General features: G+C 35.9%; 14 protein-coding genes. 6 read left to right on the forward strand and 8 right to left on the reverse strand.

Annotation, left to right across the window (positions count from 1 at the left end):
- Positions 1 to 178 precede the first annotated feature (178 nt).
- A complete protein-coding gene (locus tag H4J69_RS11405; protein WP_182216841.1) occupies positions 179 to 2242 on the forward strand; it encodes a CapA family protein in 2064 nt (687 codons plus the stop codon).
- Between the two features lie 49 nt (positions 2243 to 2291).
- The gene (locus H4J69_RS11410; RefSeq protein WP_182216839.1) at positions 2292 to 2765 is read left to right on the forward strand and encodes an ArgR family transcriptional regulator; all 474 of its coding nucleotides are present in this window, start codon (positions 2292 to 2294) and stop codon (positions 2763 to 2765) included.
- 56 nt (positions 2766 to 2821) lie between these two features.
- Here the strand turns inward: H4J69_RS11410 and sbcB are convergent, their stop codons facing one another.
- A complete protein-coding gene (sbcB, locus tag H4J69_RS11415; RefSeq protein WP_182244609.1) occupies positions 2822 to 4264 on the reverse strand; it encodes an exodeoxyribonuclease I in 1443 nt (480 codons plus the stop codon).
- 176 nt (positions 4265 to 4440) lie between these two features.
- Between sbcB and H4J69_RS11420 the strand changes: the two genes are divergently transcribed.
- The 4 genes from H4J69_RS11420 (at position 4441) to H4J69_RS11440 (ending at position 7817) form a co-directional block, all read left to right on the forward strand.
- Positions 4441 to 5619 (forward strand): site-specific integrase, encoded by a 1179-nt coding sequence (locus tag H4J69_RS11420; protein ID WP_182244610.1) that lies wholly within the window; start codon positions 4441 to 4443, stop codon positions 5617 to 5619.
- 868 nt (positions 5620 to 6487) lie between these two features.
- Positions 6488 to 6949: a hypothetical protein gene (locus tag H4J69_RS11430; RefSeq protein WP_182244612.1), complete on the forward strand. Its 462-nt coding sequence runs from the start codon at positions 6488 to 6490 to the stop codon at positions 6947 to 6949.
- A 133-nt stretch (positions 6950 to 7082) separates the two neighbouring features.
- Positions 7083 to 7283, forward strand: a complete 201-nt coding sequence (locus H4J69_RS11435) for a hypothetical protein (RefSeq protein ID WP_182244613.1) — start codon at positions 7083 to 7085, stop codon at positions 7281 to 7283.
- 126 nt (positions 7284 to 7409) lie between these two features.
- Complete coding sequence (locus H4J69_RS11440; RefSeq protein ID WP_182244614.1) at positions 7410 to 7817, forward strand: RHS repeat protein; 408 nt, start codon at positions 7410 to 7412, stop codon at positions 7815 to 7817.
- 382 nt (positions 7818 to 8199) lie between these two features.
- On the opposite strand, the gene H4J69_RS11445 is transcribed toward H4J69_RS11440, so the two are convergent.
- From H4J69_RS11445 to H4J69_RS11475, 7 genes are all read right to left on the reverse strand, one after another.
- The gene (locus tag H4J69_RS11445) at positions 8200 to 8778 is read right to left on the reverse strand and encodes a bifunctional 2-polyprenyl-6-hydroxyphenol methylase/3-demethylubiquinol 3-O-methyltransferase UbiG (protein WP_182244615.1); all 579 of its coding nucleotides are present in this window, start codon (positions 8776 to 8778) and stop codon (positions 8200 to 8202) included.
- Position 8779: 1 nt separating this feature from the next.
- A complete protein-coding gene (locus tag H4J69_RS11450; RefSeq protein WP_182244616.1) occupies positions 8780 to 9784 on the reverse strand; it encodes an HNH endonuclease domain-containing protein in 1005 nt (334 codons plus the stop codon).
- A 313-nt stretch (positions 9785 to 10097) separates the two neighbouring features.
- On the reverse strand, positions 10098 to 10508 hold the full coding sequence (locus tag H4J69_RS11455) for a hypothetical protein (RefSeq protein ID WP_182244617.1): 411 nt from the start codon (positions 10506 to 10508) through the stop codon (positions 10098 to 10100).
- A 109-nt stretch (positions 10509 to 10617) separates the two neighbouring features.
- Positions 10618 to 11124, reverse strand: coding sequence for a hypothetical protein (locus tag H4J69_RS11460; RefSeq protein WP_182244618.1), 507 nt, complete (start codon positions 11122 to 11124; stop codon positions 10618 to 10620).
- A 124-nt stretch (positions 11125 to 11248) separates the two neighbouring features.
- Positions 11249 to 11611 (reverse strand): hypothetical protein, encoded by a 363-nt coding sequence (locus H4J69_RS11465; protein WP_182244619.1) that lies wholly within the window; start codon positions 11609 to 11611, stop codon positions 11249 to 11251.
- Positions 11612 to 11996: 385 nt separating this feature from the next.
- Positions 11997 to 12731 (reverse strand): hypothetical protein, encoded by a 735-nt coding sequence (locus H4J69_RS11470; RefSeq protein WP_182244620.1) that lies wholly within the window; start codon positions 12729 to 12731, stop codon positions 11997 to 11999.
- A 353-nt stretch (positions 12732 to 13084) separates the two neighbouring features.
- Positions 13085 to 13648 carry a recombinase family protein gene (locus H4J69_RS11475; RefSeq protein WP_182244621.1) on the reverse strand — a complete coding sequence of 188 codons (564 nt, stop codon included), beginning with the start codon at positions 13646 to 13648 and terminating at the stop codon, positions 13085 to 13087.
- Positions 13649 to 13987: the final 339 nt, after the last annotated feature.

Below are 13987 nucleotides of genomic sequence, written 5' to 3' on the forward strand. Positions count from 1 at the left end.
ACATTAATATTTATAAAATTTTGGTGATTCATAAATGAAGGCTATAGGTAATGCTAATGAGTTTAATCAGGTTTAAGTCCATACCCTTAGGTTATAGGGATGTTTGTTTTATGAATAAAAGTTTCAATGAAAAATCTATATAGTAGTACATGTTGATTGTTTTAAATTAGGAGTTTTAATGAACAAGTTCTGGTCAGTTTTATTATTCATGGTAACGGTAAACAGTTTCGCTAACGATACTTTTGTTATTAATGGCAAGGTAAATACCGAACAAGGAAAATCACTTGCTGGTGTTGATGTGCAGGTGGGAGATAAAAAAGTTACCACAAACCAGAAAGGCACATTTGTTATTCATGCTAATATTTCTGATAGTTACCAAATTGTTTTATCCCATCCTAATTATTTCTCTAATGTTCAAACATTCAGCCATTTTGAATTATCGCAATCTCTAGATAAAGAGAAAAACATTAGTGATATAACTTTAGTTAAAAAAGCGAAAAATCGGGTTATGTTGGCCTTTGGTGGCGACGTTATGATGGGACGACGGTTTTATAAACCTTATTTTGGTGATGAAATATTGATACATCCAGATAATAAAGCAGCAGATAGTCGCGCTATTGTCTCGCATATTAAACCTTACATGAGTATCGCAGATTACGCTGCCGTTAATTTAGAAACACAAATTGCCGATGAAAAACCGACTGAACGAGCACCAAAGTCAGTCACTTTTTATTCTCAACCTGAAATATTAGATGCGTTAAGTTGGGCAGGTATTGATTATGTATCCCTCGGTAATAACCATACTTATGATTATATGGATTCAGGATTACATTCTACGTTAAAGTTTTTATCTCAAAGTCAGTTGGCTTATTCTGGTGCAGGTATTAATGAAAAGTCTGCCTTGAAAGCCCATGAACAAAAAATAAAGAACAATAACTTTTCTATGCTTGGTTACGTAGGTTGGGAAGGTAGCGCAAATCCCACACAAACGGCAAATAACGATCATGGTGGTGCAGCATATGGCTCAATGGAAAATATGTTGAGTTCTGTGACCAAGCAAGTCGAAAAAGGTAATATCACCATTGTTCAATACCATGGTAGCCAAGAGTACGCCAATAGCCCTACAGGGGTTACTGAACAACGATTGAAATCTTCTTTAGATGCAGGTGCAGCGCTAGCGATAGCCCATCATCCTCATGTTACTCAAGGTTTAGAGCTTTATGATAATAAGTTAATTGCCTATTCAATGGGGAATTTTATATTCGATCAAAACTTTAGTGCGACTCAACATAGCTTTATTTTGTATGTATGGCTTGATGGTGAAAAATTTCATCGCGCAGAAATAGTGCCTATTTATGTTAAAGGTTATAAACCAACACCTGCAACAGGTACTAATCGCTATACGGTAATGAAACGCCTTAAAACATTGTCTAAAATTCGTAATACGGAAATAACCCAATCAGGAGGTCACGGTGTTATTACCGCTAATAAAGTTTTAGATACAGTTCAACCTCAAGACACATCAAAAACACAACTAACGTTTAGCGCTAATGAACGTGTTACCAGTTTATATCAATTGCCATGGCAAGCACCTATCACACAAATCGTTTTACCTAATAACAAGGTGAGTTATCGTTTAGGGACAAACCTTATTAATGGCAGTGACTTTGAAACCTTTATGCTTTTTGATAGCCCTGAACGCGGTTGGTTATTTGACCGAGAAAGTACGTCGATTAATGATTTTGGTGCAAGTGGACAACATAGCTTATCGATACAATTAAAACCATTACAGAGCAATACTTTTGGTATGCAGAGTTTTAAAAGAGTATATAAACCAAGTAGTCCGATGACATTAAAAGCAAAATTCAATGTACAAGCTTCGGTGAAAATCAATTTCTATTGGCAAGGGCGAAAAACCCGTCAAAAACTGTTTGATGCCTTTGAAAATGGTGAAAAACATTTAATTGGCTCAATAGATTTAAGTGAAAATACAGAATGGAAAAATGTTGAAATAGAGTTTGATTCACCACGAATTGGCTATAAAAGTTATCGAGTCATTGCTCAAGCTATTCTTGAAAATGGAGAGGAGTTAACGCTTAATATTGATGATTTTGCATTGATAGAATGGCAAACAGCTTATAGCAAACAGGTTGAACCGAGTAATTATAACAGTCAAAGCGCTCAAGCATCGTATTTAGGGATTGACCGTTTTATTGAACAACCTATAACGCTAAAGCATTAGATTAGGAAGAAACCTTTGTTTTATATAACGGAAATAGTAGACAATATTTATGATTAATATTTCAGAACCTGAGCTACTTGATGCGGTAAAATCGTTGTTAAATGACCAGCGTTTCGGCTCTCAGTTACAATTAACGCGTGCGTTGTCATTACGTGGTTTTGATAATATTACACAAACACGAATTTCACGCTTATTGAAAAAGGTGGGCGCAATAAAGTTTCGTAATAACAATAATGACGCTGTTTATCGGTTGCCATTAAAACAACACATTCCTCGAGCTAAACAGTCTATTGACTCTGTGATTCTAGAAATCAAACACAATCATATACAAATAATTATCAAAACGGTTATTGGTGCAGCGACATTGATTTCAAAGATTGTTGAGGATATGGGCGAGCGCTTAGGAGTTCTAGCCTGTATGGCGAGTGATAATACAATATTAGTCATTCCATGTGACGTGAGTAATATTGAAGAAACAACAAATAACCTTATAAATTATCTAGATATGAATTGCGATAGTTAAGTTTCATGCCTTAGATAGTTAACGTTTAACTATCTAAGGCATTCATATTATTAGCCTTAAGACTGTAAGTATTGATAAAGCGCTTTAAGCACCTTCATTTTTCCTGCATCGCTCTCATGTTCATGCGCTAAATTCTCTAACGTGATCATAAACTCATCAGCACTTAATAAGCCTTTGCCACCAAACTGAATTTTGTCTTGGCAACGCTGCTGCCACTTTTGTTGTTCAGCACTGCTTAAAGTTAATGGATAATTTCTGGCTCGATATAAAAATAATAAAGGCATTAATCGTTCATCTTGAAAAATAAACGGGTGAGTCGCTAATTGTTCAGGTGAAAGCTCACGTAGAATATCCATTTGTGCTTTATCACCGTGCGAAAAGAAATTACCTCCATACAGAGAGTGCTCAGCGTCTGGCTTTGCTTGGTCGCTATAGTCTTCGGCAGCAAATACTTCTGCTAATTTATCTCTTACTTCTAAATGCTGTTTTAACTTAGCCAAATTTGCTAAACAAAGCTCGCGAGGGATCTTCAAACGTTCGGCATTTTCAGGCAATAATGTTTTTGCTGGCGCAACAATAGGGCACTTGTTGAGATGAATAAGTTTTATGGGAATGGGTAATTCGTCATCGGCTAATTCATCGTGTCGAGTATACAATCGCGCTTTGATTTCATCGCTACTTAAATCAAATAATGGCTGTGGATCTAACGCTAAGTCTACAGCGATAATGGCATTTTTATTAACCGGATGATAAGCAAAAGGGGCGAACCAACTGGTACAACCGTGCTCCGATGAAATTTTACTTGAGGTATGAACAATCGGCGTCATATTATAAACGTCAATTAATTCAGCAACCTGCTTTTTATTTCTCAGATTAAAAATAAAGTCATAAAGCTTAGGCTGTTTTTCTTTAATCAACTTTGCCATCGCAATAGTGGCATAAACATCACTCATCGCATCATGCGCGGCTTCATGAGCAATATCATTGGCTTTAGTTAATAACTCAAGACGAAAACTAACCACTTGTTCGCCATCTCGCTCAACGGTTGGCCAGTTTATACCTTCAGGGCGAAGGGCATAACAAGCACGCACCATATCAATAATATCCCAACGAGAATTACCATTTTGCCATTCCCGTGCATAAGGGTCGTAAAAATTACGATAAAGCAGGTAACGGGTAAATTCATCATCAAAACGAATACTGTTATAGCCAGCAACGCAGGTATCAGGTTGGGTAAATAACGTATGAATACGTTCAGCGAACTCAACCTCAGATAAACCCTGTTGCTGAGCTTTTTGCGGAGTAATACCCGTAACTAAACAAGCTTCTGGCTGCGGAAGATAATCTTGTGGCGGCCGACAATAAAACATTTCTGGTTTGCCAATAATGTTTAAATCATGATCGGTTCGTATACCGGCGAACTGAGACGGTTTATCAAACTTCGGCGATATACCAAAAGTTTCATAATCGTGCCACAAAATACTTGATTGTTCATTCATGTTTATTTCTTTGTTGTTTCTTTTGTTTTTATCTATATTCATCAGGTGCTTAATTTGGTTTCTGTTCGCAATTGTTTATTTCTGGTTTTTATCAGTTTGTTTGTTCCACAAACTTTTGTGTACAAATTTGAGTACATAAAATATCATAGGCTGTGTACATAAAAAAGGATGTAAATATGCCGTTATCTGATAAACAATTAATGTCCCTTCATAAGAAGCCACAAATGAAAGTGATTGAAGTGGCTGATAGGGACTCTTTAAGTGTAAGAGTATCACCTAAAGGAAAGGTTGTCTTTCAATACAGGTATCGCTTTCAAGGTAACGCCAGCAGGTACGATTTAGGGAGTTATCCTACTCTATCGTTAAAGAATGCCCGTATCGAGTTAATTGAGCTTAAACGTATACTAGAAGGCGGACACGATATAAAAGTTTATAAGAGGGAAGAAGAAGAGGGTAAGGCTGCCCATTTGAACGAACCTAATCTCGCAGCTTGTGTTGAAGAGTTTCTAGATAAATACAATTGTATCGGCAAACAAACCACTAGAGAGCATTATGAATATAGCATGAGGCGGCATGTGAAAGAGGCTCCCCTTAAACCTGTACACCTACTTTCTAAGAAGGAGTGGGTGAATTATTTTGACACTATTGGCACAAACTCAACACCTACAAACGCACAGGGCATGGTAAAGAAGTTTAAAACCTGCTTAAACTTTTTAGAAGATCGTGGGTTTATTCCTTCTCACATGCTTACCATTAAGACATCTTCAATTGGTTCTCCTGCAAATAAGCGAGACCGTACACCCACTATTGAAGAAATAAAGCAAATTTTTACTGAGCTTGATCGATCCCAGCGAAACCCTACAACGATCAATACAATCAAGGCTTTAGCTTTAACTGGGGCTAGGAATGGAGAAATAAGGCAAATGGAGAAGAAGGATATTGACCTTGATAAAAAAATATGGATTTTACCAGCGATAAAGCACAAATCAGGTTTTGCAGTTAAGCGGCCATTAAATGATGAAGTTATTGATATTATTAAATGGCAGCTAAATACCTTTGGTGATCTCACTGATTATGTTTTTCCTAACGGCGCATATAAGAACCCAATAACCCCACAAACCATTAATAAGACATGTAGGGCAATCATTGAAAAATTGAATATGGAGCCGTGGACTGTACATGATTTTCGACGTTCGCTATCTACAACATTAGTTGATAGTGGAGTTGAGCTTCATGTTGCTGAGAAAATGCTGGGGCATACCTTGGGCGGTATACTTTCTGTTTATAACAAATCTGAGTATATCAAAGAGCAAAGAACTGCCTATGCTGCATGGGGTAAACTCATCATAAGTTAAAAACAAAAAAGCCTCTATTTAGAGGCTTTATTTTTAACTAGTGTACTTGCTGATTTTGAGTCATCCAAGCTTCTACTTCTGATCTTCTAAATCGCGGGTGAGAACAACTTGGTGTGACTGATAGCGGGAACCCAGCAGATTTTCTGAGATTATACATTGCTGTTCTTTTTAAACCAAAACTCTCTTGTAAATCTTTAATGCTAACTAAACTTCTCATTTATATATCTCCGTAATAATTCGAATGCAAAGAGATAAATAAAAGCAATTAGCTATTTATAGATTACCCCTGATTTCGTTTATGTAATATGTTTTATTCATGTTGTTCACCTGAACATTGTTTAGCGGCACTTTTGCCACTGAAGATAATTCTACCCCATAAACTTGTTTGTTTCAAATTAGAACGGCGCAAGTTTTATGCACAATAATAATGAAAAGTCAACAACTTAATTCGTAAGAGGCTTTGAGAGGTCTCGTAATAGCCTTGATAACTTATATCCACTGTAGGAAAGGTAAATGCCCTTCGTTCAAACAAGCCCTTTCTAGATACCTTAAAAGCTATGAAAGCTCTATGTAGTACGAAGTTCAAAGATTAGGGGGTAAGTCTATTAGTTCCGACTTGAGCTGACATTTTGGGTTTACAGGTTTTGATTAAGCCTGACAGTTTTAAACCCAGCATAGAGGTCGTTCAATGTTCAATCGCTAATGCTAACTTAGTTCGCATTGGCGATATTAACTACAAATTAATAACCGCTTGATATAATAAGAATAAAAGGGTAAATTTATTTCTATTATAAATAAATCAGACGGGTAATGATCTTGATAAAGGGGCTTTCTCGTCTAATAAGCTGTTAGTCATTAAGGATATTCTTTGAGTTATTACGATTTACCCACCAAAAGAAAACAATTTGGTGTCACATTAGGCACCTTGATTGTCTATGCCATTATTTTTATCATTACAGATACTTTATTTCCTGAAATTGATGCAGATATAAAAAAGAAGTTATCTCAATTAGGGTTATTTACTATATTTATTTCTGGGTTACTAGCTAGTCTCGGCTACCTGTGGGCTTCAAAGGTCCAGCACAATAAAGACATTGCTGAAATAGAAATAGCTAAACACGAAGAGAATTTAGAAATATTACAAGTAAAACTTTCTGGGAATCCAAGTAACCTTGCACCTGTTATTAAGGACAACCAAGAAAAATTAGAAAATGCAAAGAATAAATTAATGGAAGTTAATAAGCATCCTGACTTCTTATTATTTTCTGGTAAATTTTCTCTTGCTGTTCTTGCTCTTGGAACATTGCTTTGTATTATTGGCGAAGGTTAATAGCTAACAAGTTGCTTAAACGGAAAAATAACAGTTGGCTGTTTTCACTTCTTTCAACATTTTAGCCAACTATTTCGCACTGCTTAGTGAGCGTTATACGTTTCTCATACACAGAGCATAAAAAAGGAATTTTATGAATATCTCAGACATTGTTACTAATAATGACAGTAAAAACATTTTCGCAATAACCTCAATGGAAGTGTTAAATGGTTCACAAGTATTAACTTTAGTTGAAGTTAAACCTGAGCAAATTGATGAGCATTTATACCCAGATGCAGATCCTATTGTGATTTCAATGCAAGAATTACAAGCGTTTTACAAACAAGTTAGTTAACAAAAACCTATAACAAGCCACTCAAGCAGGACTTTTAACAGTTGGTTAGGTTCCGCCCCACGACACATTTTAGCCAACTGCAAGTTGCCCCTTAACAGGGCGTTAGTGTTCTAAAGGTAGATTTGAGTGAATAGTTACGAAAAAGCAGAGAAACTATGTACAATATTTTCACTACTAGCAATACCTGTTTTAATCGCTACAGGTGGTTGGTTAGTTCAAAAATCGTTGAACTCTAAATCAATTCAAAGTGATTATGTAAAGCTAGCCGTAGATATATTAAAAGAACGAACCGATAAAGATAACCCTCAATTGAGGCGTTGGGCAGCAGAAACATTAGCTTTATATTCAGAAATACCTTTTTCTGATACAGAGATGTCAGCTTTAAAAGATGGGTCAATAACTTTACCCGCTACAACTTATACATTTGATGAAAAAGGTCGTGTCAAATCTGTAAAGTACAACAATGAGGAAGTTGTAAAATACTCCTATGATGGTCAAGGTGTTTTAATTCAAGTTAATTCAGATAAACCCTAGTCGCAAAATAGAACACTATCAAGTAAATTAACAGGACACGTAACGCCTGCTCGGTTCTGCTTCGTTCCACAATTTTAGTAAGTGTTACTTAGCCCGTTATTTTGGCGTTATCGATACAAAATCTAATCCGAATCATCTTTCCCATTCAAATGCGAACGACCGCTTTGTGGCACCAGTTAACGTTCTGAGATGAAATTTCCGCAATCAATGAGCTTGTTGTTGTAAGTCAGATTTAGCCAAATTTCAATGTTCAAATTTTTAAAATTACTACCTGTCAGTGAAGGAGGCTACACGGTACTTTGAAAAGGGTGCTACCCCTGTGCAATAATTGAAGAGTGACTTATTTCAATGTTGTTTAGCTGTTAGTCAAATATGTTAATGGTTAACTTTTTATTAAAATAGCATTGAGCCATTTTTCATTTCTATCTGGTCGATTATCTTCTGTAATCCAAGTCGAACTAATATCAATGTTAATCAAGGTTGCAACAAGATCAATAAGGCGCTGTTCGTTGATGTCTGTAAATGAACGACCACCTTTTTCTCGCTGCTTATCGCCATATTTAAAAGATACGTACCAGATACCATTAACTTTAAGCGCTTTGGCTAATCTACTTACTGTTGCAGGTAGTTCGATTTCAGGGACATGTAACAATGAAGCACAACACCAAATAGCATCATACTTCTCAACACTGTCAACGTCATTAAATAGTGCGTTTTTAACTACTATTCCAGTATGTCGGCTGGCACGAGAAACAAGCTCAGAGCTTGCGTCAAAGGCTTCTACGCTATAGCCCATATCAATGAATGCTTTTGTATCTCGGCCAGATCCACAACCAGCATCTAGTATTAATGAATCTTTATTTAAGTCCTTAGTAAAGTGCTGATAGATGTTACTCATATCGACATTTACAGTACCTTCAAAGAAATCATCTGCATTGTCTTGGTAAAATTGAATTGTCATATTAAAAAGTAATTATGCCTTTTATTTCTGGTTGCCATGTTTGTATAGCAGTGGTTATCGCTTTATTGTACGCTGATTGAATGAAGTCTTTTCTTTTAGCTTCATTATTACCAGCCTGTAGTATTAATGTTTCGCGTAAGGGTAAATGACTAGTAATGAAGTATTCATTACGCTTATGCAATTTTCTTAACAGTTCAAGAGTAGGGATTCTCGTTGACTTAGTACGGTTACAACTTTGACATGCTAATACAAGATTCCACACACCATTCATATTAGGTAAGATATTATTAAGAGACCATGGTAAAAAGTGATCTACATCACAAATGTTGTCACTATGCTTATTGACACTAATAGAATCATAACAGTAAAAACAACGACCTTTCTGGTAACCGTTTAGGCTATCCCTACAGCTTGTTATATCAACTCTGCGTTCTTTATCACCCGTAAACAATGTTTTAAGGTCTCGGTCATACTCAACATTTATCATGCTTCGAGCAACGCCCATTTTCCAACCTTGCTCAACTAGTTTCCAACGAGCTTCTGTTTCATGCTCAAAATTAGCAAACTGTTCATGCTCTGCAAGTTTAAAGAAGTTGTTAGTTATTCTTATGCCCCTACTGTTTTTACGTTCATCAATAAAGAATCGTTCTTTTATTTCATCACTGTTCACATTATGAAAAGCATCTATAACGTTTGCAAAACCAAGTCTAGTGGTTTGAGATATTAACTCATCATGGCTTAATGTATTTGCATTGTAATTATTACAAGCAGATAAGAACTTACTCGATTTAGATGTTATTTGTTTAGGGGAGTGCTTTAAGTGTTCGCATAAGTGGCGACTAAAAGGCTCTGCAAGTTGCTCCATAGTAACTAAATCATCAGTTACAGCATTCAGCTCGTAAAGTGATTTAGCTAATGCAAACTTATAGGACGCGACATTCTTTCCGAACAATATGATTGCTCGCCAGTAGTTATCTAATGTTGGTTCGACTTCGTAAAATTCCATGTCTTATTGAGCTGAAAGGGTATTTAAGTAAACAATACGATTAGCACCTCTATCTGGCAAGTAATAAAGCCTCCTTTGATATACCTTTATCAATGAAAATTTCTACTTGTCAGTGAAAGGGACTACACGGTACTTTGAAAAGGGGTATACGGCAATATGATTAATTGAATGTTTATTTGTTACAATGCTACTTGAGGGATGTATTACATATTACGAGTGATCACTTTTGCCACGAAGGCGAGCTTAGTAAGAACCGATTAAAATTGAATTTTGATTAGTATTTGTATCGGTAACGCCCAATTAAAACAAACTGTTATTTGTCCTGCTTTAACGACTTAGAAGACGCTAGCTCAGTAATCATTGGTGGCTCATGAGCTAACACTGATACGCACTCATTTAAACCAATAATAAGATATTCATGTGGTTCACAAAGTTTACCAGTTATGAAGTGTTCTCGCGTTTTCTCAAGGGAGTTCCAGCCACCTTCAATAACTTCAAAACACCAACCTTTAGTTAAATCGCACTCAGTCCAAAACTCACCTAAGTCACCTTCATCAAGAACTCTAAAACCCCATGTTGCATCAAAATTGGCTTTGATTTTCCAATTCTTTGATTCAACAATAATATCTAAACCGTTATCTGATAGCTTAACTTCATCAACTATCGTGCTGCGATCTGATTTATATGGTGATTCAATTAATAGAACCTTAGGTTTGTATATCATCGTAGTCTTCTAACGCCTATTTAACAGGCAAATATAGTTGGTTAAAATAAGCGAGGCATGAGCAAAAAACCAACTGTATTTTGTCCTGCTTGAGCAACTTGTTATGCAGTTACACCACCTTTACAAGCTTGTAGTCATAATCATATAAATAAATTTCGTTAAACATTGGTTCATTTGAAGAGTAAGTGTCTTGAATGGTACTAATTAGCTCTTCAATATTTTCTTCAATTGGGTAATGAAAAGGACTAAAACAACCAACAATCAAAATTCCAGCTCCACGTTTCCTGTAAACTCGTTGTATTGAATCCTTATCATATTTTGCTTTAATAACACCTTTTAAAGTTTCATTAAAATCATCTACATTTATTAACCCTGGTGTCGATTTTATCCATTCTTTATCTTCTGCAACTTGTGAGGTTATACTCCTTGCATGTTCTGGAGATATAAAAGCATCTGTAATTTCAATCCAAGTTTTTTTACCATTTATTGTAATTATTGCATCTGGTGGTTCTGGCTTATCCAATATTTCGACAATATTGCCGTTGAGTTCACTTAAGCTCTTGAACCCTGCAAGGACAGAATTTTCATGCGTTTCTTTAACTTCACTTCGTTTCACGGGATTCACCTTTAGAGCTGCATAACGCCCCATTAAGAGGCAAATAATGGTTGGCTAAAATAAGCGACGAAGGAGCAAATAGCCAACTGTTATTTGTCCTGCTTGAATGGCTTGTTATAAATACCTACTCAAATAGTGCAAAAATTCTTTTATCTGAATGTTGTAAATAGCCGTATTTTAATTCTAATAAATGACCTGCTAAATCCATAGAATTAACGTTTGTATTTTCCCACGAACTCTCTTCTGACCAATGAACGGCGATACTTTTTAACTTATCATCATCAATAATTGATAACTCTTCTGAGAAGTTTATTGGCAATAGCCAAAGGTTGTCACTTAAAGCAGAACCAGAACTTTTAAAGCAACTCAGTAAATCACCGATATGCTCTTTCTTAAAATTACCACCACCCAGAATTGAGCCATCAAGAATTTCTTCAAAATGACTAACATCGCAATCTGCATTTGCTGCGAAAAATGTTACGTCCACACTCAATCCTTTTGGTATTTATAACAGCTTATTATGTAGACGTCTCAGTAACTCCCATCTACTTGATTGTTGAATAAAGTAACTCAATATTCTTTAATTTCAAAGTCTTATTGTGTTGTTATAGGTGTTTTTTATAGGCAGATAAGTTTATTACTGAGACGTTTCAGTAATAACTTGATAGAAATAACACGTTAATTTAATTATTTTCAAATACTTAAAGAAAATATCGTCTGGTTGATGTGTGCTACTAAGACTTCTCAGTAACACTCATGATTCATTCATTTGAGAATGTATGACTAAAAGTTTCAGGATAGTGTCTCCAATGCGCCACAGAAGTCGTTAGCATTTAATTATTTGCCATACTTTTCTAAGGAATCAGGTTAACTTAATCCCCAAGATATGACTGCATAGATTTAACTAGACTGTCTAATGCGGCTTCTTCTGAATTGTAGATTATACCTGTATTAACATCCTTATTAAGTGTGTGCAGAAGTACGTGCTCCAAAGCAACAGATGCAAACCCTTTCATAGCTTTAATTTTTTCCATATTAGGCTTTCGTATTATATAGAATTTACTTCTATTCATACGCTCAGTAAATGCTTCAATCTCAATTTCTGCTTGTTCCAATTCGTCTTTACCAGTAATTACACCTGATTCAAGTGCTAAATTTATCCCTTCTATATGGTTGTAGTTATCTAGGAATATTTGGCAGGCTGCCAATACATCATCGATTGCTAATATGTAATCTTTAATGGGTTTAGCTTGTTCCTCACCATATAGTGCACGAGCCTGTATATTTAAACTAGACAACTTATCTTTATATTCATTCAGAGGTTTTATTTTTTGTTCAGGAAGCCTTTCGGCAAGAGAAGCTGCGTGCAGTATATGAATAGGGGCTGCTAATCTAGATACTACTTCACTAGCCTTATAAGTAGTCTCAACAACCTCTTTTGCTAACTGAAACCTATCCTGAAATCTAGCTTCACTTTTCCACTTGTTCAATCCTTTATATGCAAATGTCGCTGTAGCAACTGCTGCACTAGCTGTCGCCATAGCTGAAATAGCTAATGCAATATCTTTGAATGCTGTTATCTCAGCAGAGGTAAAAGGTAAATCCATGAATGTATAAATCCTTATAAGGTAAGACAGCAAAGTAGTAATTTTATCAAACTCAAACAGTAACTTAAATAAAAATCACATAATAGCTTCATGTAAACAGATAACGGTTGACTACGTTTAGCTTCCCTACAAAACCTAATATGAATTATCTCTAGCCCCCATCAGCTAATGTCTGCAATGTGGCATTAGTTAGCGTTAAGAGGTGAAATACCTACTGTGGCTTAAAGCCTATTGTTACCTGTCAGATTTAGCTAAATCTCAATTTTAAAATTTTTTAAAATTACTACTTGTCAGTGAAGGAGGGTACACGGTACTTTGACAAAGGGTACACCCCTTTATGAATAATTAAATGGTTACTTGTTCCAATGTCGTTTAACTGTGGCAATACTTATACTTAGGTGTTTAGCCGCTTTACTTTGTGACAGCCCATCAGTCTTGCATTGCTGGACTTGCTCTGTTGTACTTGTTGCTACAGGTCTACCTAACTTAACACCATTAGCCTTTTTCTTAGCTAAAGACTCTTTGGTACGGTCACTAATACGGTTACGTTCAAACTCTGCGAATGAGGCGAATAGCTGTAACATCAACTTACCTTCTGCACTGCTTAGGTCACTAACGGGTAAATCTAAACATACGACTTTGATACCATCAGCTAGTAGTGATTCGATAGTGGTCTGTAGGTCTACGTTGTTACGTCCAAGTCTATCTAGCTTGTTAACTACCAATGTATCACCAGCTTCCAGCTTACTAACCAAATGTGAAAATTCAGGACGTTGTAGTGCAGGTATCTTACCTGAAACGACTTCACTAACTTGCCTATTTGGCATTACATCATAACCAGCTTTTTCGATAACCATCATTTGTTGGCCTGTGGTTTGGTTATCAGTTGATGTTCTCAAGTATGCGAAAGTTCTCATTTTGTCTAAGCCCCTAGTTGGTGTCAATAAATGGTATCAACAATCATCAGTGGTGTCAATAATGTGTTTACTGTGTTTTATGATACTATTTTGGTGGTGTCATTGTTGGTGTCATATAACGGTCGTTTGTTGCTACTAGTTTGTATTTGTCACTGTATGCTTCTCTTAGAGCATATTGTAATAGTAATAAGATTCGTAGCTTCTATCTCATTAAGTTTAGTATTTGGATCTGTAGGGCTAGATTGAAGGGGTTATAGCTTGGGTTTAGATCACACTAAGTCGATGATATTACCTTATCCAAACTGACAGTTTGGAGCGAATATCGGTCGTTGATTAAAA

This window comes from Colwellia sp. BRX10-9 (assembly GCF_014077405.1).
Taxonomy (GTDB): domain Bacteria; phylum Pseudomonadota; class Gammaproteobacteria; order Enterobacterales; family Alteromonadaceae; genus Colwellia_A.

Excerpts from the sequence above, each read along its gene's own strand:
- H4J69_RS11435 (WP_182244613.1), top strand. The coding sequence starts at position 7,083 with ATGAATATCTCAGACATTGTTACTAATAATGACAGTAAAAACATTTTC.
- H4J69_RS11410 (WP_182216839.1), top strand. The coding sequence starts at position 2,292 with ATGATTAATATTTCAGAACCTGAGCTACTTGATGCGGTAAAATCGTTG.
- sbcB (WP_182244609.1), bottom strand. The coding sequence starts at position 4,264 with ATGAATGAACAATCAAGTATTTTGTGGCACGATTATGAAACTTTTGGT.
- H4J69_RS11475 (WP_182244621.1), bottom strand. The coding sequence starts at position 13,648 with ATGAGAACTTTCGCATACTTGAGAACATCAACTGATAACCAAACCACA.
- H4J69_RS11420 (WP_182244610.1), top strand. The coding sequence starts at position 4,441 with ATGCCGTTATCTGATAAACAATTAATGTCCCTTCATAAGAAGCCACAA.
- H4J69_RS11445 (WP_182244615.1), bottom strand. The coding sequence starts at position 8,778 with ATGACAATTCAATTTTACCAAGACAATGCAGATGATTTCTTTGAAGGT.
- H4J69_RS11455 (WP_182244617.1), bottom strand. The coding sequence starts at position 10,508 with ATGATATACAAACCTAAGGTTCTATTAATTGAATCACCATATAAATCA.
- H4J69_RS11470 (WP_182244620.1), bottom strand. The coding sequence starts at position 12,731 with ATGGATTTACCTTTTACCTCTGCTGAGATAACAGCATTCAAAGATATT.
- H4J69_RS11405 (WP_182216841.1), top strand. The coding sequence starts at position 179 with ATGAACAAGTTCTGGTCAGTTTTATTATTCATGGTAACGGTAAACAGT.
- H4J69_RS11450 (WP_182244616.1), bottom strand. The coding sequence starts at position 9,784 with ATGGAATTTTACGAAGTCGAACCAACATTAGATAACTACTGGCGAGCA.